The sequence below is a fragment of the Pasteurellaceae bacterium RH1A genome (assembly GCA_012221805.1).
In the GTDB taxonomy this organism is placed as follows: domain Bacteria; phylum Pseudomonadota; class Gammaproteobacteria; order Enterobacterales; family Pasteurellaceae; genus RH1A.
Genome location: CP015195.1, coordinates 1,085,464 through 1,100,975, shown reverse-complemented (window position 1 = coordinate 1,100,975; position 15,512 = coordinate 1,085,464). Strand labels below are relative to the sequence as shown.

Genomic DNA, 15,512 nt, shown 5'->3' with positions numbered 1-15,512 from the left:
TCCTATGCCAAACAATCAAATCAAAGATAAACAGCCCAAAGACAAGCAAGTCGAACAAATCACTGTCGCCCCCCACTCTCTTGAGGCAGAACAGGCCGTCTTAGGCGGCATTATGCTCAACAATGAGCAGTGGGACAACGTGGCCGAGCGGGTTCAGGCCAGCGATTTCTACAACTACGCCCATCGCCTGATTTTTGAGGAAATGACCAGCCTCAGCCGTGACAGCCAGCCCATTGACATCATCACTCTGGATCAACGCCTGAAAAACCGTGGCATCTTGCAGGATGTGGGTGGCTTTGCCTATTTGGCCGAACTCTCCAAAAACACCCCAAGTGCGGCCAACATTTTGGCCTATGCCGATATTGTTAGCGAGCGGGCCATTCGCCGTGAACTGATTGCCGCCGCCAACGATATTGCGGGGCTAAGTTACAACCCTAAAGGGATGTCCGTTAAGGATGTCTTGGACGAGGCTGAACGCTCGGTCTTCCACATTGCCGAAAAACGCACCTCCAGCGACCAAGGCCCTCAAAAAGTGGAGGACATCCTCTTCCAAACCCTAAGCCGAATTGAAACCCTGGCCAAGAACCGCAACAACGGCGGCATCACGGGCGTATCGACAGGCTTTTTGGATCTGAACAAAAAAACCGCTGGCCTCCAAGCCTCCGACCTGATTATCGTGGCCGCCCGCCCTTCTATGGGGAAAACCACCTTCGCCATGAACCTGTGCGAAAATGCCTCGCTGGAAAATATTGAAGAATATGATGAAGAGGGCAACCTGGTCAGCAAAAAGCCGGCCAAGCCTGTGCTGATTTTCAGCCTAGAGATGCCGGCCGACCAGATTATGATGCGGATGCTGGCCTCTCTTTCTCGGGTTGATCAAACCAAGATCCGTACTGGCCAAATCCACGATGATGAAGACTGGGCCAAGATTTCTACCACCATGGCCATTCTCAATGAACGCAAGAATATCTACATTGACGACAGCTCCGGCCTGACCCCAACCGAACTCCGCTCTCGGGCCCGACGGGTTTACAAGGAAAACGGTGGCTTAAGCCTGATTATGGTGGACTACCTGCAACTGATGCGGGCGCCTGGCTTTGCCGACAACCGTACCCTGGAAATTGCCGAAATCTCCCGCTCCCTCAAGGCCCTAGCCAAGGAGCTACAAGTGCCTGTGGTGGCCCTGTCCCAGCTCAACCGAAGCCTAGAGCAACGGGCCGACAAACGCCCTGTCAATTCCGACTTGCGGGAATCTGGCTCCATCGAACAAGATGCCGACCTGATTATGTTTATCTACCGTGATGAGGTCTATCACGACAACCCCGAAACCAAGGGCATTGCCGAGATCATTATCGGCAAGCAGCGTAACGGCCCGATTGGACGGGTACGCCTGACCTTCCAAGGCCAATATTCCCGCTTCGACAACTACACAGGCCCGGCCTATGATGATGAATATTAAGAAAAGAAAGGACTAAACCATGCTCTGCGCCATCTATAAAAGCCCGAAAAAAGAGGGGATGTACCTCTATGTTGCCAAACGTGATCACTTCGACCCCGTGCCTGACGAACTCCGCCAGGTCTTCGGCAAGCCGCAATTTGTTATGCTTTTTAACCTCAAGGGTCAAAAACAGCTGCAACAGGCCAGCAACCAAGAAGTCTTAGATAAGATTGAAAGCCAAGGCTTCTATCTGCAAGTCCCGCCACCTGTGGAGAATCTGCATAAGGCTTTTGTGGAACAACAAAAACGCCTGTAGATACTATAAAAACAAAACCCCATACGAGCCGTATGGGGTTATTTCATTAAGCAGCTCCGCTGCTTGAACCTGGCAGCCACAGCCTGGCTGAAATAAGTAACCTAGCACGGCTCGTGCTAGGTAATAGTTTTCTTCAAATAAAAGAGGTTTATCGGCTTTAGAAATAAAACAATTATTTATAGGGAAAGATACAATTATTCACTAATTCTTTTAGCATATTTTCATTCAGCCTACTATCCTTTAATATTTTGGATTTCACAAAATCTAAACTCTCTTGATTAAGCTGACCAAAATGCTCCATTCTATCTTTATAAAAAGGATGGGAAAGTAGCATCTTTTCTAAGGCTGAATTGATTGTTGGACTTCCAGCATAAATCAACAGCTCAGGATCATCTGCTTCAAATTTTATGAAAAATATTAATCTTATTATGGCTAATATTTCATCGTTATTAAGACTTTTTGAATTATCACTTAATTGCATAAATTACCCTTCTAAATAGGTTTGAATAGAAACTTAACCAAACGCCTCCCAGATCGGCCGACAGCCCTGGGGCAAGGCTAAATCTTTTCCCAGTTCAATCCAACCTGTTGGGTAGTGGAAATCCGATCCTGCCGAGGCATAGAGGCCAAATTCATCTGCCCAGCGGGCCAGAAGCTGGCGCTGGTCGGGGCTTTGGCCACAGCCTGCCACTTCCAAGCCATCGCCGCCTGCTTGGGCGAAATCTTCTAAGAAGCGGCGGATCCAACGGGCGGTCATCTTATAGCGTAAGGGGTGAGCCAGGCTGATAACCCCGCCTGCGGCGTGCACGGCAGCAATGGCCTCTTCCATACTGCACCACACAGGCTTAACGTAGGCCGGTTTGCCCAGGCCTAAATAACGTTTGAAGGCCTGTTCATCATGTTTAACAATGCCTTGATTGACCAAAAACCGTCCATAATGGGCTCGTGTTACCTCGCCATTAGCCAAAGCCTTAGCCCCCTCATAGGCCTGAGGGATGCCCACTTTTGCAAGTTTTTCGCCAATTTCAACCGCTCGTGCCTCCCGAAGTTGAGCCTGGCGGGCAAGCAAATTGACCAAGGTTGGGTTGTCTTCGTCCACATTCAGAGCCGCCAAATGAATGCTCTTGTTGTTCCATAAAATGGAAATTTCCACCCCAGCAATCAGTTGCAGGGCCTGGTTTTGGGCAGCTGCTTTGGCTTCTTTGACGCCTGCGATGGTATCGTGATCGGTCAAAGCCAGCATATCAATGCCCTGCTCCACCGCCCGTTCCACTAATTGCGTTGGGCTGAGCGTACCATCTGACGCCGTGCTATGGCTGTGTAAATCGTAGATCATAACAGCCCCGCCTCTTGGAAAAAGTGACGATAGGCCTCAATTTTCTTAGCTAAACTCAGCGGATAAGCCCGAGAGGTTGAGGGCAGGCGATAGAGATAGAGCGGGCGTTCAGCCAGGTAAGGATAAGCAATAAAGGCATTGGTTTTGGGCGCCGCCACCTTGTGAGGCAAGAGGCTCAAGAGGGTTTCAGTGGCCAGCCCACCCGTGGTAAAGAGCCACTGGCAGTCTGGCACCTGTGCCAGTACGGCGGCTAAATCGACAGGCTCCACAATCTTCAAAAACTTGTCCGAAGCGTTGCCCTTCTCCCGAATGGCGGTTTGAGCCGAAGAACAAAGAGCTATTCCCCGCTCCCGCAAAAAGGCCTCAATTTTGGCCGGATCAAAACACTTTTCCTGGCCCACTCGAAAATAATCCACATCATCAAAAAAGACCGCCCCGAAAATCCGCCACATATCATTTTGGAAGTTGGGATAGTGAAATTCCATACAACGTTTTTCAGGCGTGGGCGGAAAGGTTCCCATCATCATCACCCTGGCATGGGCAGGCAAGATGGCAGGAAAGGGATGGGTTTCAAGTTGAGGCTGGGTCATACAAGCGGGTCAAAATAGCTGATTTTTTACAATAGAAGAATGATAGAACTTAATGCTTGCGATGACAAATATTTTGTCGTTTTTTTGACTTGGGTAGGCTCGGGGAATTTGCTATAGTGGCTTGCAAATTTTAGCCTTTTTCAGCCCGCTTGTTTGCCCCCAAGGAGACCACCATGCCCCATATTGAAATCTGTGTTGATAATCTTGAATCGGTTTTAACGGTTAATCAATTCCCTGTTGATCGCATTGAACTCTGTGCAGCCCTGTCTGTGGGCGGGATTACGCCCTCTTATGGCTTGGTTAAGCAGGCCTTGGCACTTTCTCACATTCCGCTGGCCATGATGATCCGCCCTCGTGCAGGGGATTTTCTCTTTAGCCCAGAAGAGGTTGATCTTATGCTGGCCGATATTGACTTTGCCCGCTCGGTTGGAATCAAGCATATTGTGATTGGGGCTTTAACCCCCCAAGCCGAAATTGATTTGCCCACCACACAAAGGCTGATTGCAGCAGCCCCAGGCATGGAAATCACCTTCCATCGTGCCTTTGATCTTTGTGCTGATCCGCTTGTAGCCCTTGAACAGCTTATCGACCTAGGCTGCCACCGTATTTTGACCTCTGGCCAGGCCAGCACGGCTGACCAAGGTACTGACCTGCTCAAAACTCTAGTAGAAAAGGCTCGAGGCCGAATCGACATCATGGCAGGCTGTGGCATTCATGCTGGCAATGTGGCCCAAATAGTGAAACAGACAGGCGTGCCTCAAGTGCATTTTTCCGCCAAGGGGCAACGCAAAAGCCTGATGGAAAGTGCCAGCTCAGCCACCATGGGAGCAGGCAATGCTGAGCAGGATAGCCTGATTGAAGTGACTGATGGCGAAAAGGTTAGGGCGATTTTAAAAGCCTTGGGCCAATAAAACTTAGGGGCATAAGGCCCCTTTTTTAATAAGCCAAACAGACCAACTGGTAGCCATTTAGCTGACTAAGCTCAAGGCTAACCTGGTTGGCTTCGATATGCAGATCTGCAATCTCTGTGTTTTCCCGCACCGCAAACACTTCTTTGATGTCTGTTAGCCTCACCTTAAGTTTGAGGCCATGCAGGGGGATTTTACTGTCGATAATCAGCAAGTCCTTACACTTACTTTCAGGAAGGTAGTGCAGAAGGTGGAGAACATAGCGTCTGGCCTCTGGCTGGTGGTTTAGCAGGGCGATGAGGGAACTTGGGCCATTGTGGCTAACCAGTTGGCTGCCCAGCAGAGCGGTACAGCTGTCAAAGACCAATTGACGCACCCAGCGGGGGCCTTGGTGGCGTAAATGTTAAAGACAGGGTGGGCAAAGTAGATAATATTGCCGGCCTGTACGATGGCTGGGTGTGAAAGTTTATGGCTTGATGGCGTGTGCTGGTGGGAGCAGAACTGGCGGCCCTGGCGGTTAAAATAAGGGGCTACCACCTTTGCCCAAACCTTGGCTTTTGGATCTGTCACCTGAATGCCTACACTGCCCTGATACATAACCAATTCTTCCGCTGGCAGTTGAGTTTGAGCGGTTCTCGGGTAATCCTCTGTGGTGAGAATATAGTCTGGGCTAAAGGGAACTTGGCCTTGTGGCTCAAGCGGTAAATTTGGCACAAGGGTTTGGGTTAATTCGGCATTAAAGGCACTTTTACCCGCCACCAAGAGCTTGCCACCTGTGGCCAAGAAGGCTTGGAGTTTAGCGATAACCTGGTCTGTCAGGTAATAATCATCAACCAAAACCAAGAGCTTGTAGGCGCTGAAATCGCTGTGGCTGTCGATAATATCAAACTGGAAGGCACATTCTTGCAAGAGGCGGGTGGCGCCCAGTAGGCAGCGGGTGACATTAAGATCGGCATCTGGCTGGTATTCTTCTGGGTTAAGAATAGCCATTTCACTGACACTTTGACTTTCGTGGCTGTAAGGAGCCAGAGGCTTAAGCTGGCGAAAAACCTTGCCGATTAAATCATAACCCGCTTGAGATAAGCGGCCATCGGGGTGCATTTGATCGCCCACCGACACATAAGCCCCCATAGCATTGGTTAGGAAGCATTCATACTCTAGGGCTTCTTGATTTTTGAGGGAATGAAAATCCCCCCAATAGGTGTGGAATTTCCCCGTCATCCCCACCACAGGCTTGCCCAGGGTGCGGGCATAGCGGCCAACAACCGGGAAGTGATCGTAGCCCCAGCCACCTGATGGCAGGGATTCCACCTCAATATGGGATAGCGCCGGCAGGAATTTGCGGTAGCCTGGGTGAATGTGGGAGGTGTTATAGTAGGTGGTGGCATTGGCCTTTTTCTCCCAAACACGGTGGCTGAGCTCCAACTTAAAGGTGGCTAGGCTATCAACAGAAAATTGCAGAACCTGCTTTTCATCATAAATATCCACGCCCTGAGCCTGCATTTTGTCTAGACAATGGCGGCAGTAACAGGCCTTGGGATAGACAATATCGAAGAAAAAGCCATCAATTTCATAGAGATTTTGCAGCTCTTCCACTTCCTCAAATACATACTGACGATAGGGCGAATTGACGCATAAGAAGGTATAAAAGCCGTCTTCAAAATAACCTGCTTTAGACCAAGAGGCAACAATCTCGCCCCCCTCCTTGTTACGCATACACCATTGCGGATAATGCTCGGCCACATACTGATCCCATTGAATGGGCATATAAACAGGGGCCTTGATTTGGTGGAACTTACAGGCCTTGAGCTGCTCGCCCAAGAGATCCTGATTGGCTAGCTGGGGGTGAACGGCTGGGGCGTGGATTTTGGAGGGGTAATAAAGCATGCCATGGTGGCAACGGGCAAAGCAGGTGATGGACGTGACTTCGCTTTGCTTGAGCTGCTGGGCAAAGGCCTCTGGGTCAAATTGGGCGCCCACCTCAGGAATCAAGGGGCTGGTGTGGAAATCTAGGTGAACTTGGCGTGGCGAAAATAACATAGGCTCCTCGCAGTCAATCAAACAAGCGGGGCAAATTGCCCCTTTTTTTACAAATTAGATGGTGATAATTTCAGCTTCTCTTTCTTCGGGCTGGGCCATACCGCTCTGCCAAAACCAGTAGGTAATGGGGCCTGGGCAGTTGAGGCTAACCACCTTGTGCTGGTTTTGGTTGTCGATAGCATGGATGGTCACGCCCTCGGTATAACCATCTTTGAGGTAGGTCAGATCATCAATGGCCCGATAAACGGCCTCATCTAGGCTCAGGCCCATCTTCATGTAGAAGACCACCGAATGGGCGGTTGAACAGCGAATGGACATCTCGCCCGTGTGGGTACAGGCGCAAGCGCCATAGCGGCTGTCGGCATAAAGCCCTGCACCGACAATAGGGCTGTCGCCCAATCGGCCAGGGTATTTCCAGGCCCAGCCAGAGGTGGAGGTGGCTACGCTAATTTTTTGCTGAAAATCGCTAGACAGAAAAACAGTGGTATCTCGCACTCGTTCAGGGTCGGTGGCATTGTTGGATAATTTAGCCAACGGAATGTTAGGAAAAGCGGCTCTTTCTTCTGCGGTCATGGATTGTTCCAGTTTCTCCCACCAAACCCGTTTGGAATCCTCAATCAGGTTTTCCCCCCTAAGGGCACCAATTTCATCCCCAAAGCGTTCAGCACCAGGGCCGACAAGGATTTCATGATTAAGATCGGTCATGACCCGATAGGCAATTTCTACAGGATGCAGGAAGCCCCTGACAGAACCAACCGCCCCTGTTCTTAAATTATTGCCGTCCATCACCGAGGCATCCAGTTCTACTTCCCCCAGCACATTGGGCCAGCCGCCATGGCCGACTGTTCTCACCCGAGGGTCTAATTCAACCAGCTTAATGCCTTCAATCATGGCTCTTAGGCCATCTTCTTGGGACTCTAGGCGTTTGACACTTTCGGCAAAGCCTGGGTAGGCCTCTGAATTTGCAATTAAGATCATCTTAACTCCTTGTAATGCGTTTTTCCGTGGCCAGGTCAAAGAAATGCAGGCGTTCAGGCTTTGGCAGCAGGCGGTGGCCTTGTACATCCGCACCATTGCTTGGGGTTCTGAACATAATGCTGTCGCCGTTTTTTAAGGTCATAGAGAAGTTGGATTCAGATCCCAGGTATTCACTGTAATCAAACTGGCCGACAAAACCCTGATCGCTCTGGCTAACTTCCAGATCTTCAGGCCGAATCCCCAAACAGACCTTTTGCCCATCATAAGCCACCAGGTATTCAAAATCGGCCCGAGGCAGGCTTTGGCGGTAACTGTTTTCTGCACTCAACACAATTTGCTCTGCTTCCACCTCAACTAAGACCTCAATAAAGTTGATCATAGGCGAGCCAATAAAGCCTGCCACAAACTTGTTGTCTGGCTGCTCATAGAGATCTTTAGGGCTGCCGATTTGCTGGATAACGCCTTGGTCTAGCACCACCACCTTATCCCCCATGGTCATGGCTTCAACCTGATCGTGGGTTACATAAATAATGGTTGCCCCAATTTCCTTGTGCAGGGCACAGATTTCCTGACGCATTTTGCTGCGCAACTTGGCATCTAGGTTGGAAAGGGGTTCATCAAATAAAAAGACCTTAGGCCGGCGGACAATGGCTCGGCCCAGGGCAACCCGCTGGCGTTGGCCACCTGAAAGCTGGCCAGGCTTGACCTGCAAGAAGGGGGTGAGATTGAGCATTTCTGCAATGTTTTTAATGAGCTTATCAATCTCTTCCTTGGGCACTTTACGGATTTTAAGGGCCAGGGCCATGTTGTCGTAAACGGTCATGTGGGGGTAAAGGGCATAACTTTGGAAGACCATGGCAATATCCCGATCCTTGGGCAGCTCATCATTCATACGCTGGCCGTCAATAATCAGATCGCCTGCACTGATGCTTTCAAGGCCGGCGATCATCCGCAAAAGGGTTGATTTACCACAGCCTGATGGCCCCAAGAGGATAATAAATTCGCCCTGTTCAATCTCAAGGCTGGCATTTTTAATGGCCTGATACCCGTTTTTATAGGTTTTGGCCAGGGCTTTGACTTCTACATAGGCCATCTTATTCCTCCCCGCCTTCTTGCTGGCTCAAGTGTTGGCAAACATGGGTCAAGAGCAAGGCACCATAGCCTGAGGCTGTTTCACCGTAGATCTTACGATGCCCCATTTCATAGGACATGGCGGCAATATCTAAATGGGCCCAGGGCTGGTTGGGCTTGACAAAATACTCTAGGAAGGTGGCCGCTACACAAGGGCTGCCGTGTGGATCTTCGCCACCGTGGCGAAGATCAGCAAAATGGCATTCAAGCGGGCGTTTAAACCAATCTCCAGTTGGCATATGCCAAACTGGCTCGCCACAGGTCTTGCCTGCGGCCTTAATCTGGCTGATAAAATCATCATGATTGCCCATTAAGGCCGAATAACCCTTGCCCAAAGCGATGCCGGCTCCGCCTGTTAGGGTGGCAATATCAATCAGGTAGTCAGGCGCCAAGGTTTCTTGAGCGTAATCTAAGACATCCGCCAAGACCATACGGCCTTCTGCATCGGTGGAAATAAATTCTACGCTGGTGCCGCTACGCATCATAACCACATCGCCTGGCTTAATGGCCGTGCTAGATGGCATATTTTCCACCAGGCCACACAAGCCTGTGACATTAAGGGGCAAAGCCAAGGCTGAAATCGCATACATGGCCCCAATCACAGCGGCTGCTCCGCCCATATCAAACTTCATGGTGCTCATAAAACGGGCAGGTTTAATGCTAATGCCGCCCGTGTCAAAGGTTACGCCCTTACCAACCAAGGCCAGATGCTTGCTGGCCTGGGCAACAGCTGGGCGGTAACGCAAGATGAGCACTTGAGCTTCCTTGGCACTGCCCTGGGAAATGGATAAGAGGCCGCCGAATTTTTGCTCTTCGAGGGCTTTTTCACTCAAGACCTCACATTCAATGCCAGGTAAACCCAGGGCCTTAACGGCACCCACAAAGGCCACAGGGTAAAGCACATTGGCCGGCAGGTTCATTAGCTCACGGGAAATGAGCTGGGCATTTGCAAGAATTTGGCCATTTTTAACCGCTTGTTGCAGGTGTTGATCATCTGAAGACAGGCTAAAAGCACAGGCTGGCAGGTCAATGGCCGCCTTGGTCTTGTGCTGATATTTGTAAGAAGCTACATGCAGGCCAAAGGCCAGCCACTGGGCCACTTCAACAGGGCTAATTTGTTCAAAGACTTTGAGGTCAAAAACAAAGTTGAGGGCTTGGGCACGGCTAAATTGGCTAGCCGCCAAGGTGCCTAAGTCTTGAAGATCGGCAATGCTAAAGGCAGTTTTGATGCACTGAGCATCATATTGTTCACTTTGACTATCTAGGGTCAATTTTTCTTGGTCACCCAAGCCGATATAAAGGGTTTTGGCGGCTTGTGTTTGGTTTGGAAATAAAAATGTGAGTTCTTGCATGGTCTTATCCTTTTACAGCACCTTCAGTTAAACTTTCCATCATTTTTTTGGAGAAAAGCATGAAAATAATCAAGAGCGGCAACATGGCCAGGAAACTGCCTGTCATCACTAGGTTCCATGGTGTTGCATGTGCACCATTTAGGGAGCGTAGCACCAGGGTTAAGATCTGCGTGTCTGGCGTTTGCAGGGCAATAAGAGGCAGCATAAAGTTATTCCAAGCCGCCACAATCACCATAATGGCAATGGTTAAGAGGCAAGAACGCATCATGGGCAGGCCCATACGCCAAAAGATTTGCAATTCATTGAGGCCGTCCACTCTGGCACTGTCAAAGATCTCTTTAGGAATGGAGGAAGACACATATTGGCGCACCAGGAAAATCCCAAAAATATTAACCCCTGCCGGCAACCAAATGGCCGTGAGGGTGTTGATGAGAGACAAATGCTTAATAATAAAGAAATAAGGCACCAAATTAACCACGGAAGGCACCATCATGGTCAGTAAAAGCAGGGTAAAGAGGATATTCTTGCCCTTAAAATTATAGACCGCAAAGGCATAACCTGCCGCTGCGGATAAGACCACTGAGTTAATGGTGGAAAGCAGGGTGATAATAAAGGTGTTGAGCATGGCTCGGTTAAAGGGAATATCCTTGGCCAAGTCCTGATAATTTTGGAAAAACTGATCGCCCACCGCAAAAGACATCCCCAAAATAGAGGAATTATCCTGCGTGGAGAGAAGAGCCGACCAGAAAAAAGGGAAGATAGAAATAAAGGCCAAGATTGACACAAAAATATAGATAATAACTTGGACAATATCTATACGAAAATGCGTTCTAATCATATACCGTCCTTTTTAAATCCACGTTTGCCAAATAACCAGAAAAATAAGGCACTAAAGAGGGAGGTAATAATAAAGAGAATCCAGGCAATGGCAGAAGCTGTGCCCATATCATTCCAGTCCCAACCCATCTTATATAAATAAAGCGAAACTGTCATACCCGAATTAGAAATTCCGCCTGTGCCGTGGGTTAGCATCATCGGTTCTTCAAACATTTGCATATTGCCGATAATGGTCATAAGCGTAGCGAAGAAAATATAAGGCGCTAAGAGCGGCAGGGTAATATAGCGGAATTTTTGCCATTTATTGGCACCATCAATATCAATGGCTTCATAAAGTTCTTTGGAAACCGAGGCAATACCTGTCATGTAAATCACGGTATTAATGCCGGTATATTTCCAGGTAACCTGATTGGCAATGGTTAAGCGAATCCATTCTGTATCGAAGAAATCCAGAGGCAGGCGAGCTAATAAATCCTCTAAATAGAGCCAGTTGGCAAGCTGGCTTAAAAAAGCATTCACCACACCTGATGGGGCAAAAATATTAAAGACCACCAAACTGACTGCGACACTTGAGGTAATATAGGGCAGGAAAATGGCCGCCTTAAAAAACTCCGCCCCACGGCGAATAATATGGAGCAAGAAATAGGCCAGCGAAATAGCTAAGATATGTTGTGATAGGCCTGAAATAAAAGAAATCTTGACGGTATTCCAAAGGGATAGCCAAAAGATTTCATCGGTTAAGGCAAAATAATAATTCTCCCAACCAATAAATTCCATGGACTCCAAGCCCATAACAGGGTTCCAGGTATAAAAAGATAAAAGCCCTGAGAAGAAAATAGGAAAGACATTAAAGGTTAAATATAAAATTAAGAAGGGTAACAATAAAATATAAGCCACCCGATGATCATATAAAATTCGGCTTAATTTCTTCATACTCACTCAACTCAACAGAAAAGGAAGCCCATACACAAGCCTTTGTGTATGGGCAGGGGCTTATTTAATGGAACGCATTCTGCGTTGCAATAATTTATTGGCATCTTCTAAGGTTTTATCCATATCGGCATTTTCAGCCAAGATTTTCTTAATGGCGCTATTTAGAATTTCATTGGCCACATTATCGACTGAAGAGGCTAAATAAGGTTTATTTTTCTGTACCAATTCCGTATAAAGTTTCATGGTATGTTGGCCACCAAAGGATGGATTTGGCTGGTCGAAGTAAGGATCAGAATAGATTTCTGTCCGAGCTGGCAGGGTGCCAACCTTGGCAATTTCTAAGAGGTTCTTATCTTCCATTAGATATTGCACAAACTTCCAAGCCTCTGGCTTGTGTTTGCTTTGGTTTGGAATGGAGAAAACCGTGCCACCTGCATTCACGTTGGTGTTACTCGGCACACCCGATACCCGCCAGAGGCCTTTTTTCGCCCCTTCTGGATCGTATTCGAGGGTAACCCGGCCGTCAATCCAAGGGCCATCAATATCGGCAAAAAGCTTGCCCTCACGGTAGAGCTTGATAAATTCCTGATCGTTGGAGGCACCGTCTAAATTGGCCACCAGTTTTTTATCATAGAGTTGTTTGACGATATTGACCAAGAACTTGATTTCCTTAGAGGCCAAGTTTGGCTTGCCGTCTTTGAGGTAAACAGTTTTGCCTGGGTCATTGTTGGTGCCAACTACCAATGGGTTAATCAAGCTGGTAGCCGCAGGCAGGACATAGGCGCCTGTGGTTTGTTTAAGTTTTTCAGCAAAGGCAATAAAGGCATCCCAGTCTTTGGTTGCTTCTTCAATGGTCATACCCGTAGCATCCAACAAGTCCTTACGGTAAACCATAACGACAGGGCCGGTATCAAAAGGCACCCCGTAAATATTGCCCTTGGCATCTTCTGAAAGCGTTAGCATGGACTCATCAAATTTCCAGCCCAATTTTTCCATATGATAAGGCTCAGCCTTAAGATTGGCCAAGCCACCTGAATTGGCAAAGGTGCCTAATTTAATGGTGCTGATGGTCACCACATCTGGTGCCCCTTCACCTACTGCAAGTGCGGTGGTGAGCTTATCATGGCAATCTCTAAATCCACAGTTCATTATCACCACATCAATATCAGGGTTGGCCTTTTCAAAGCCCTCTACCATACTATTGACATAATCCTTGTTAAGATAATGGGAGAAAACAATCTTGGTTTTTGCAAAGGCTTGGGAGGACAGGCCAATCACCAAACTGGCAAATGCTGCCGAAATCAAATGTTTTTTCATAGAAATATCCTACTGATAAGTGGGAAAGAAACCTGCTAAATTTAGCCAGATCGCCCTTTGTAATATTTCTGTAACATTATTTACGCTTTGTTACAAACATTACATAGTTTGAATTTTGTCGGTTTAAAGACCATATATCAAGCGCCTTTTGTCTAATTTGTGATCTTATTCACAAAAAAGCTCAAAATATGCAAACCTTATGAATATTTATATGAAAAATGCCCTGCTTTATTCACTAAGCAGGGCATTTCTAAATAATTTTACATCACCACCACATCAAACTGCTCTTGGCAGTAATAGGGCTCAATTTTAATTTCCACCTTCTTGCCGATAAAGACCTCTAATTCGGCTAGGAGGGCGTGGGATTCTTCGTTGATCAGGTATTCGCCCACATCCTTGGAGGCATAGACCACAAAGCGTTCGGTCTTATAGAGGTGGTTGAGGCGGACGATTTCACGCAGGATCTCATAACAGACCGTCTCCACGGTTTTTTGCGTCCCTTTGCCTCGGCAGGCTGGGCAGTCGGCACAGAGCACTCGCTCCAAGCTTTCCCGGGTGCGTTTACGGGTCATTTCAACTAAACCCAGCTGGGTAAAGCCATTAACGTTGGTTTTAACCCGATCTCCTTTCAGGGCCTCTTGCAGGGATTGCAGCACCCGCTCCCGATGCTCATCGTCCAGCATATCAATAAAATCAATGATGATAATTCCACCCAGGTTTCGCAGTTGGAGCTGGTGGGCGATAGCCTGGGTGGCTTCGATATTGGTGTTAAAGATGGTCTGGGCCAAGTTGCGGTGGCCAACAAAGGCCCCGGTATTGATGTCAATCGTGGTCATGGCCTCGGTCTGCTCAATAATGAGATAGCCACCCGACTTGAGATTGACCCGCTTGTCCAGGGCCTTCTGAATCCCCTCTTCCACCCCGTAGGCATCAAAAAGAGGCTGGGTGCCGGTGTAAAGATCGACCGAGTTGGTTAGCTCAGGCATAAATTCACACAAGAATTCAGTCACCTGCTCATAGGTGATCTTGGAGTCGATCTTAATGGAATTGATGTGGGTGCCGACAAAGTCTCGCAAGACCCGTTGGGCCAGAGCTAATTCGCCATAAAGCATGGACTTGCTGGGGTATTTGGCCCGGCGCTCCATCACCTTACGCCAGAGGCGTTTGAGGAAGAGGGCATCCTGCTCTAGGCTCTCTTCACTCACTTCTTCGGCCGCCGTGCGAACAATAAAGCCGCCCAGCTCATCACAATAGGGCTCGGTTAAGGCCTTGAGGCGGTTGCGTTCCTCCTCGCTTTCAATCCGCTGGGACACGCCCACATGGCTATTTTCAGGCATAAAGACCAGGTAGCGGGAAGGGAGGGTAATGTCGGTAGTCAGCCGGGCGCCCTTGGTGCCCAGTGGGTCTTTGACCACTTGCACCACAATGTCCTGGCCTTCCCGCACCAGCTCCCGAATGTCCTTGGCGACAAACTGCTTCTTCTCGTTTTCATCGACACATTCGGTGTGGGAGACAATGTCTGAGGCGTGCAAGAAGGCAGCCTTTTCCAGGCCAATATCCACAAAGGCCGACTGCATCCCCGGCAAAACCCGGGTAACCTTGCCCTTGTAAATATTGCCAACCAGGCCCCGCTTGGCCTCCCGCTCAATATGGACTTCCTTTAAAATTCCGTTTTCCACCAAGGCCACCCGAGTTTCACTGGGGGTGACATTGACTAAAAGTTCTGCTCCGTTCATAGGTTTTTTCTTCTTTTATAAAAATAATTAGCAGATAAATACCAACACAACTTTATCTAGCACACAAAATTAGCAATTTCAACTTGGGTTTTGGGCAAGTGCTTATGTTCATAGAGCCAATTAGCCACTTCACGCCAAGAATAAAGCGGAGAACCGCTTGCCACACCATAAACTGGCATCGGGAAGCCTTCTCCCCGTTTCCCTCTTGCATAATTGGAAATAGCCGCCCTTGTTAAACCTGCACGGCTGGCAATTTCAGCCAAGGAACTAACCCCTGACTCTTGTAAAATCAGATCCTTAAAACCTGCTGCACGAATATCACTCATGGCTGATTCAATAGCTTCCTTGGCTGTTTCTGCCTCACGATCGAATTCCAAATAGACCGTCTGATTATTAAAACAGATCAAGGCATCATCACAGCCTGCTTCAAATAGCCTATCTTCTAATGCTTCAGTGGCCTTGTTGGCATCACGAATCAAAATAGAAAAATGATAAAGGTTCATGATTATTCTCCGCACTCTTTTACTTTACGCAATATTTGCTTGGCATGGTTTTCAGGGCTTTTAGGTGTACTCCATATACTCATTTGATGTTCCGTAT

Annotated in this window: 14 protein-coding genes and 1 pseudogene; 3 read left to right on the top strand and 12 right to left on the bottom strand. The window is 48.3% G+C overall.

Going from position 1 to position 15,512, the window contains the following annotated elements; all coding sequences use genetic code 11:
• Window positions 1-4 precede the first annotated feature (4 nt).
• Complete coding sequence (locus A4G20_05150) at window positions 5-1,459, top strand: replicative DNA helicase (protein QIW15759.1); 1,455 nt, start codon at window positions 5-7, stop codon at window positions 1,457-1,459.
• A 19-nt stretch (window positions 1,460-1,478) separates the two neighbouring features.
• Window positions 1,479-1,754: a hypothetical protein gene (locus A4G20_05145; GenBank protein ID QIW15758.1), complete on the top strand. Its 276-nt coding sequence runs from the start codon at window positions 1,479-1,481 to the stop codon at window positions 1,752-1,754.
• Between the two features lie 172 nt (window positions 1,755-1,926).
• Here A4G20_05145 and A4G20_05140 read toward each other — a convergent pair whose 3' ends face one another.
• The 3 genes from A4G20_05140 to A4G20_05130 are packed head-to-tail and all read right to left on the bottom strand — an operon-like array spanning window position 1,927 to window position 3,680.
• Entirely contained in the window at window positions 1,927-2,235 is a 309-nt protein-coding gene (locus tag A4G20_05140; GenBank protein ID QIW15757.1) for a hypothetical protein, read from the bottom strand.
• A 33-nt stretch (window positions 2,236-2,268) separates the two neighbouring features.
• Complete coding sequence (locus A4G20_05135) at window positions 2,269-3,090, bottom strand: phosphatase (protein QIW15756.1); 822 nt, start codon at window positions 3,088-3,090, stop codon at window positions 2,269-2,271.
• On the bottom strand, window positions 3,087-3,680 hold the full coding sequence (locus A4G20_05130) for a DNA glycosylase (GenBank protein ID QIW15755.1): 594 nt from the start codon (window positions 3,678-3,680) through the stop codon (window positions 3,087-3,089). The genes A4G20_05135 and A4G20_05130 overlap by 4 nt, the downstream gene beginning before the upstream one ends.
• A gap of 173 nt (window positions 3,681-3,853) precedes the next feature.
• On the opposite strand from A4G20_05130, the gene A4G20_05125 reads away from it, so the two are divergent.
• Entirely contained in the window at window positions 3,854-4,591 is a 738-nt protein-coding gene (locus A4G20_05125; GenBank protein ID QIW15754.1) for a copper homeostasis protein CutC, read from the top strand.
• Window positions 4,592-4,616: 25 nt separating this feature from the next.
• Here A4G20_05125 and A4G20_05120 read toward each other — a convergent pair.
• The 9 genes and pseudogenes from A4G20_05120 to A4G20_05080 form a co-directional block, all read right to left on the bottom strand.
• Window positions 4,617-6,628, bottom strand: a pseudogene (locus A4G20_05120) (hypothetical protein).
• Window positions 6,629-6,682: 54 nt separating this feature from the next.
• Window positions 6,683-7,606 carry an asparaginase gene (locus tag A4G20_05115; protein ID QIW15753.1) on the bottom strand — a complete coding sequence of 308 codons (924 nt, stop codon included), beginning with the start codon at window positions 7,604-7,606 and terminating at the stop codon, window positions 6,683-6,685.
• Window position 7,607: 1 nt separating this feature from the next.
• A complete protein-coding gene (locus tag A4G20_05110; protein QIW15752.1) occupies window positions 7,608-8,699 on the bottom strand; it encodes a glycerol-3-phosphate ABC transporter ATP-binding protein in 1,092 nt (363 codons plus the stop codon).
• Window position 8,700: 1 nt separating this feature from the next.
• Entirely contained in the window at window positions 8,701-10,089 is a 1,389-nt protein-coding gene (locus A4G20_05105) for a leucyl aminopeptidase (protein QIW15751.1), read from the bottom strand.
• 4 nt (window positions 10,090-10,093) lie between these two features.
• Window positions 10,094-10,927, bottom strand: a complete 834-nt coding sequence (locus A4G20_05100) for an ABC transporter permease (protein ID QIW15750.1) — start codon at window positions 10,925-10,927, stop codon at window positions 10,094-10,096.
• Entirely contained in the window at window positions 10,924-11,859 is a 936-nt protein-coding gene (locus tag A4G20_05095; GenBank protein QIW15749.1) for an ABC transporter permease, read from the bottom strand. Before A4G20_05095 ends, A4G20_05100 begins: the two co-directional genes overlap by 4 nt.
• A gap of 60 nt (window positions 11,860-11,919) precedes the next feature.
• Window positions 11,920-13,176: an ABC transporter substrate-binding protein gene (locus A4G20_05090; protein QIW15748.1), complete on the bottom strand. Its 1,257-nt coding sequence runs from the start codon at window positions 13,174-13,176 to the stop codon at window positions 11,920-11,922.
• Window positions 13,177-13,436: 260 nt separating this feature from the next.
• Entirely contained in the window at window positions 13,437-14,912 is a 1,476-nt protein-coding gene (locus A4G20_05085; protein ID QIW15747.1) for a ribonuclease G, read from the bottom strand.
• Window positions 14,913-14,968: 56 nt separating this feature from the next.
• Complete coding sequence (locus A4G20_05080; protein QIW15746.1) at window positions 14,969-15,415, bottom strand: hypothetical protein; 447 nt, start codon at window positions 15,413-15,415, stop codon at window positions 14,969-14,971.
• Window positions 15,416-15,512: the final 97 nt, after the last annotated feature.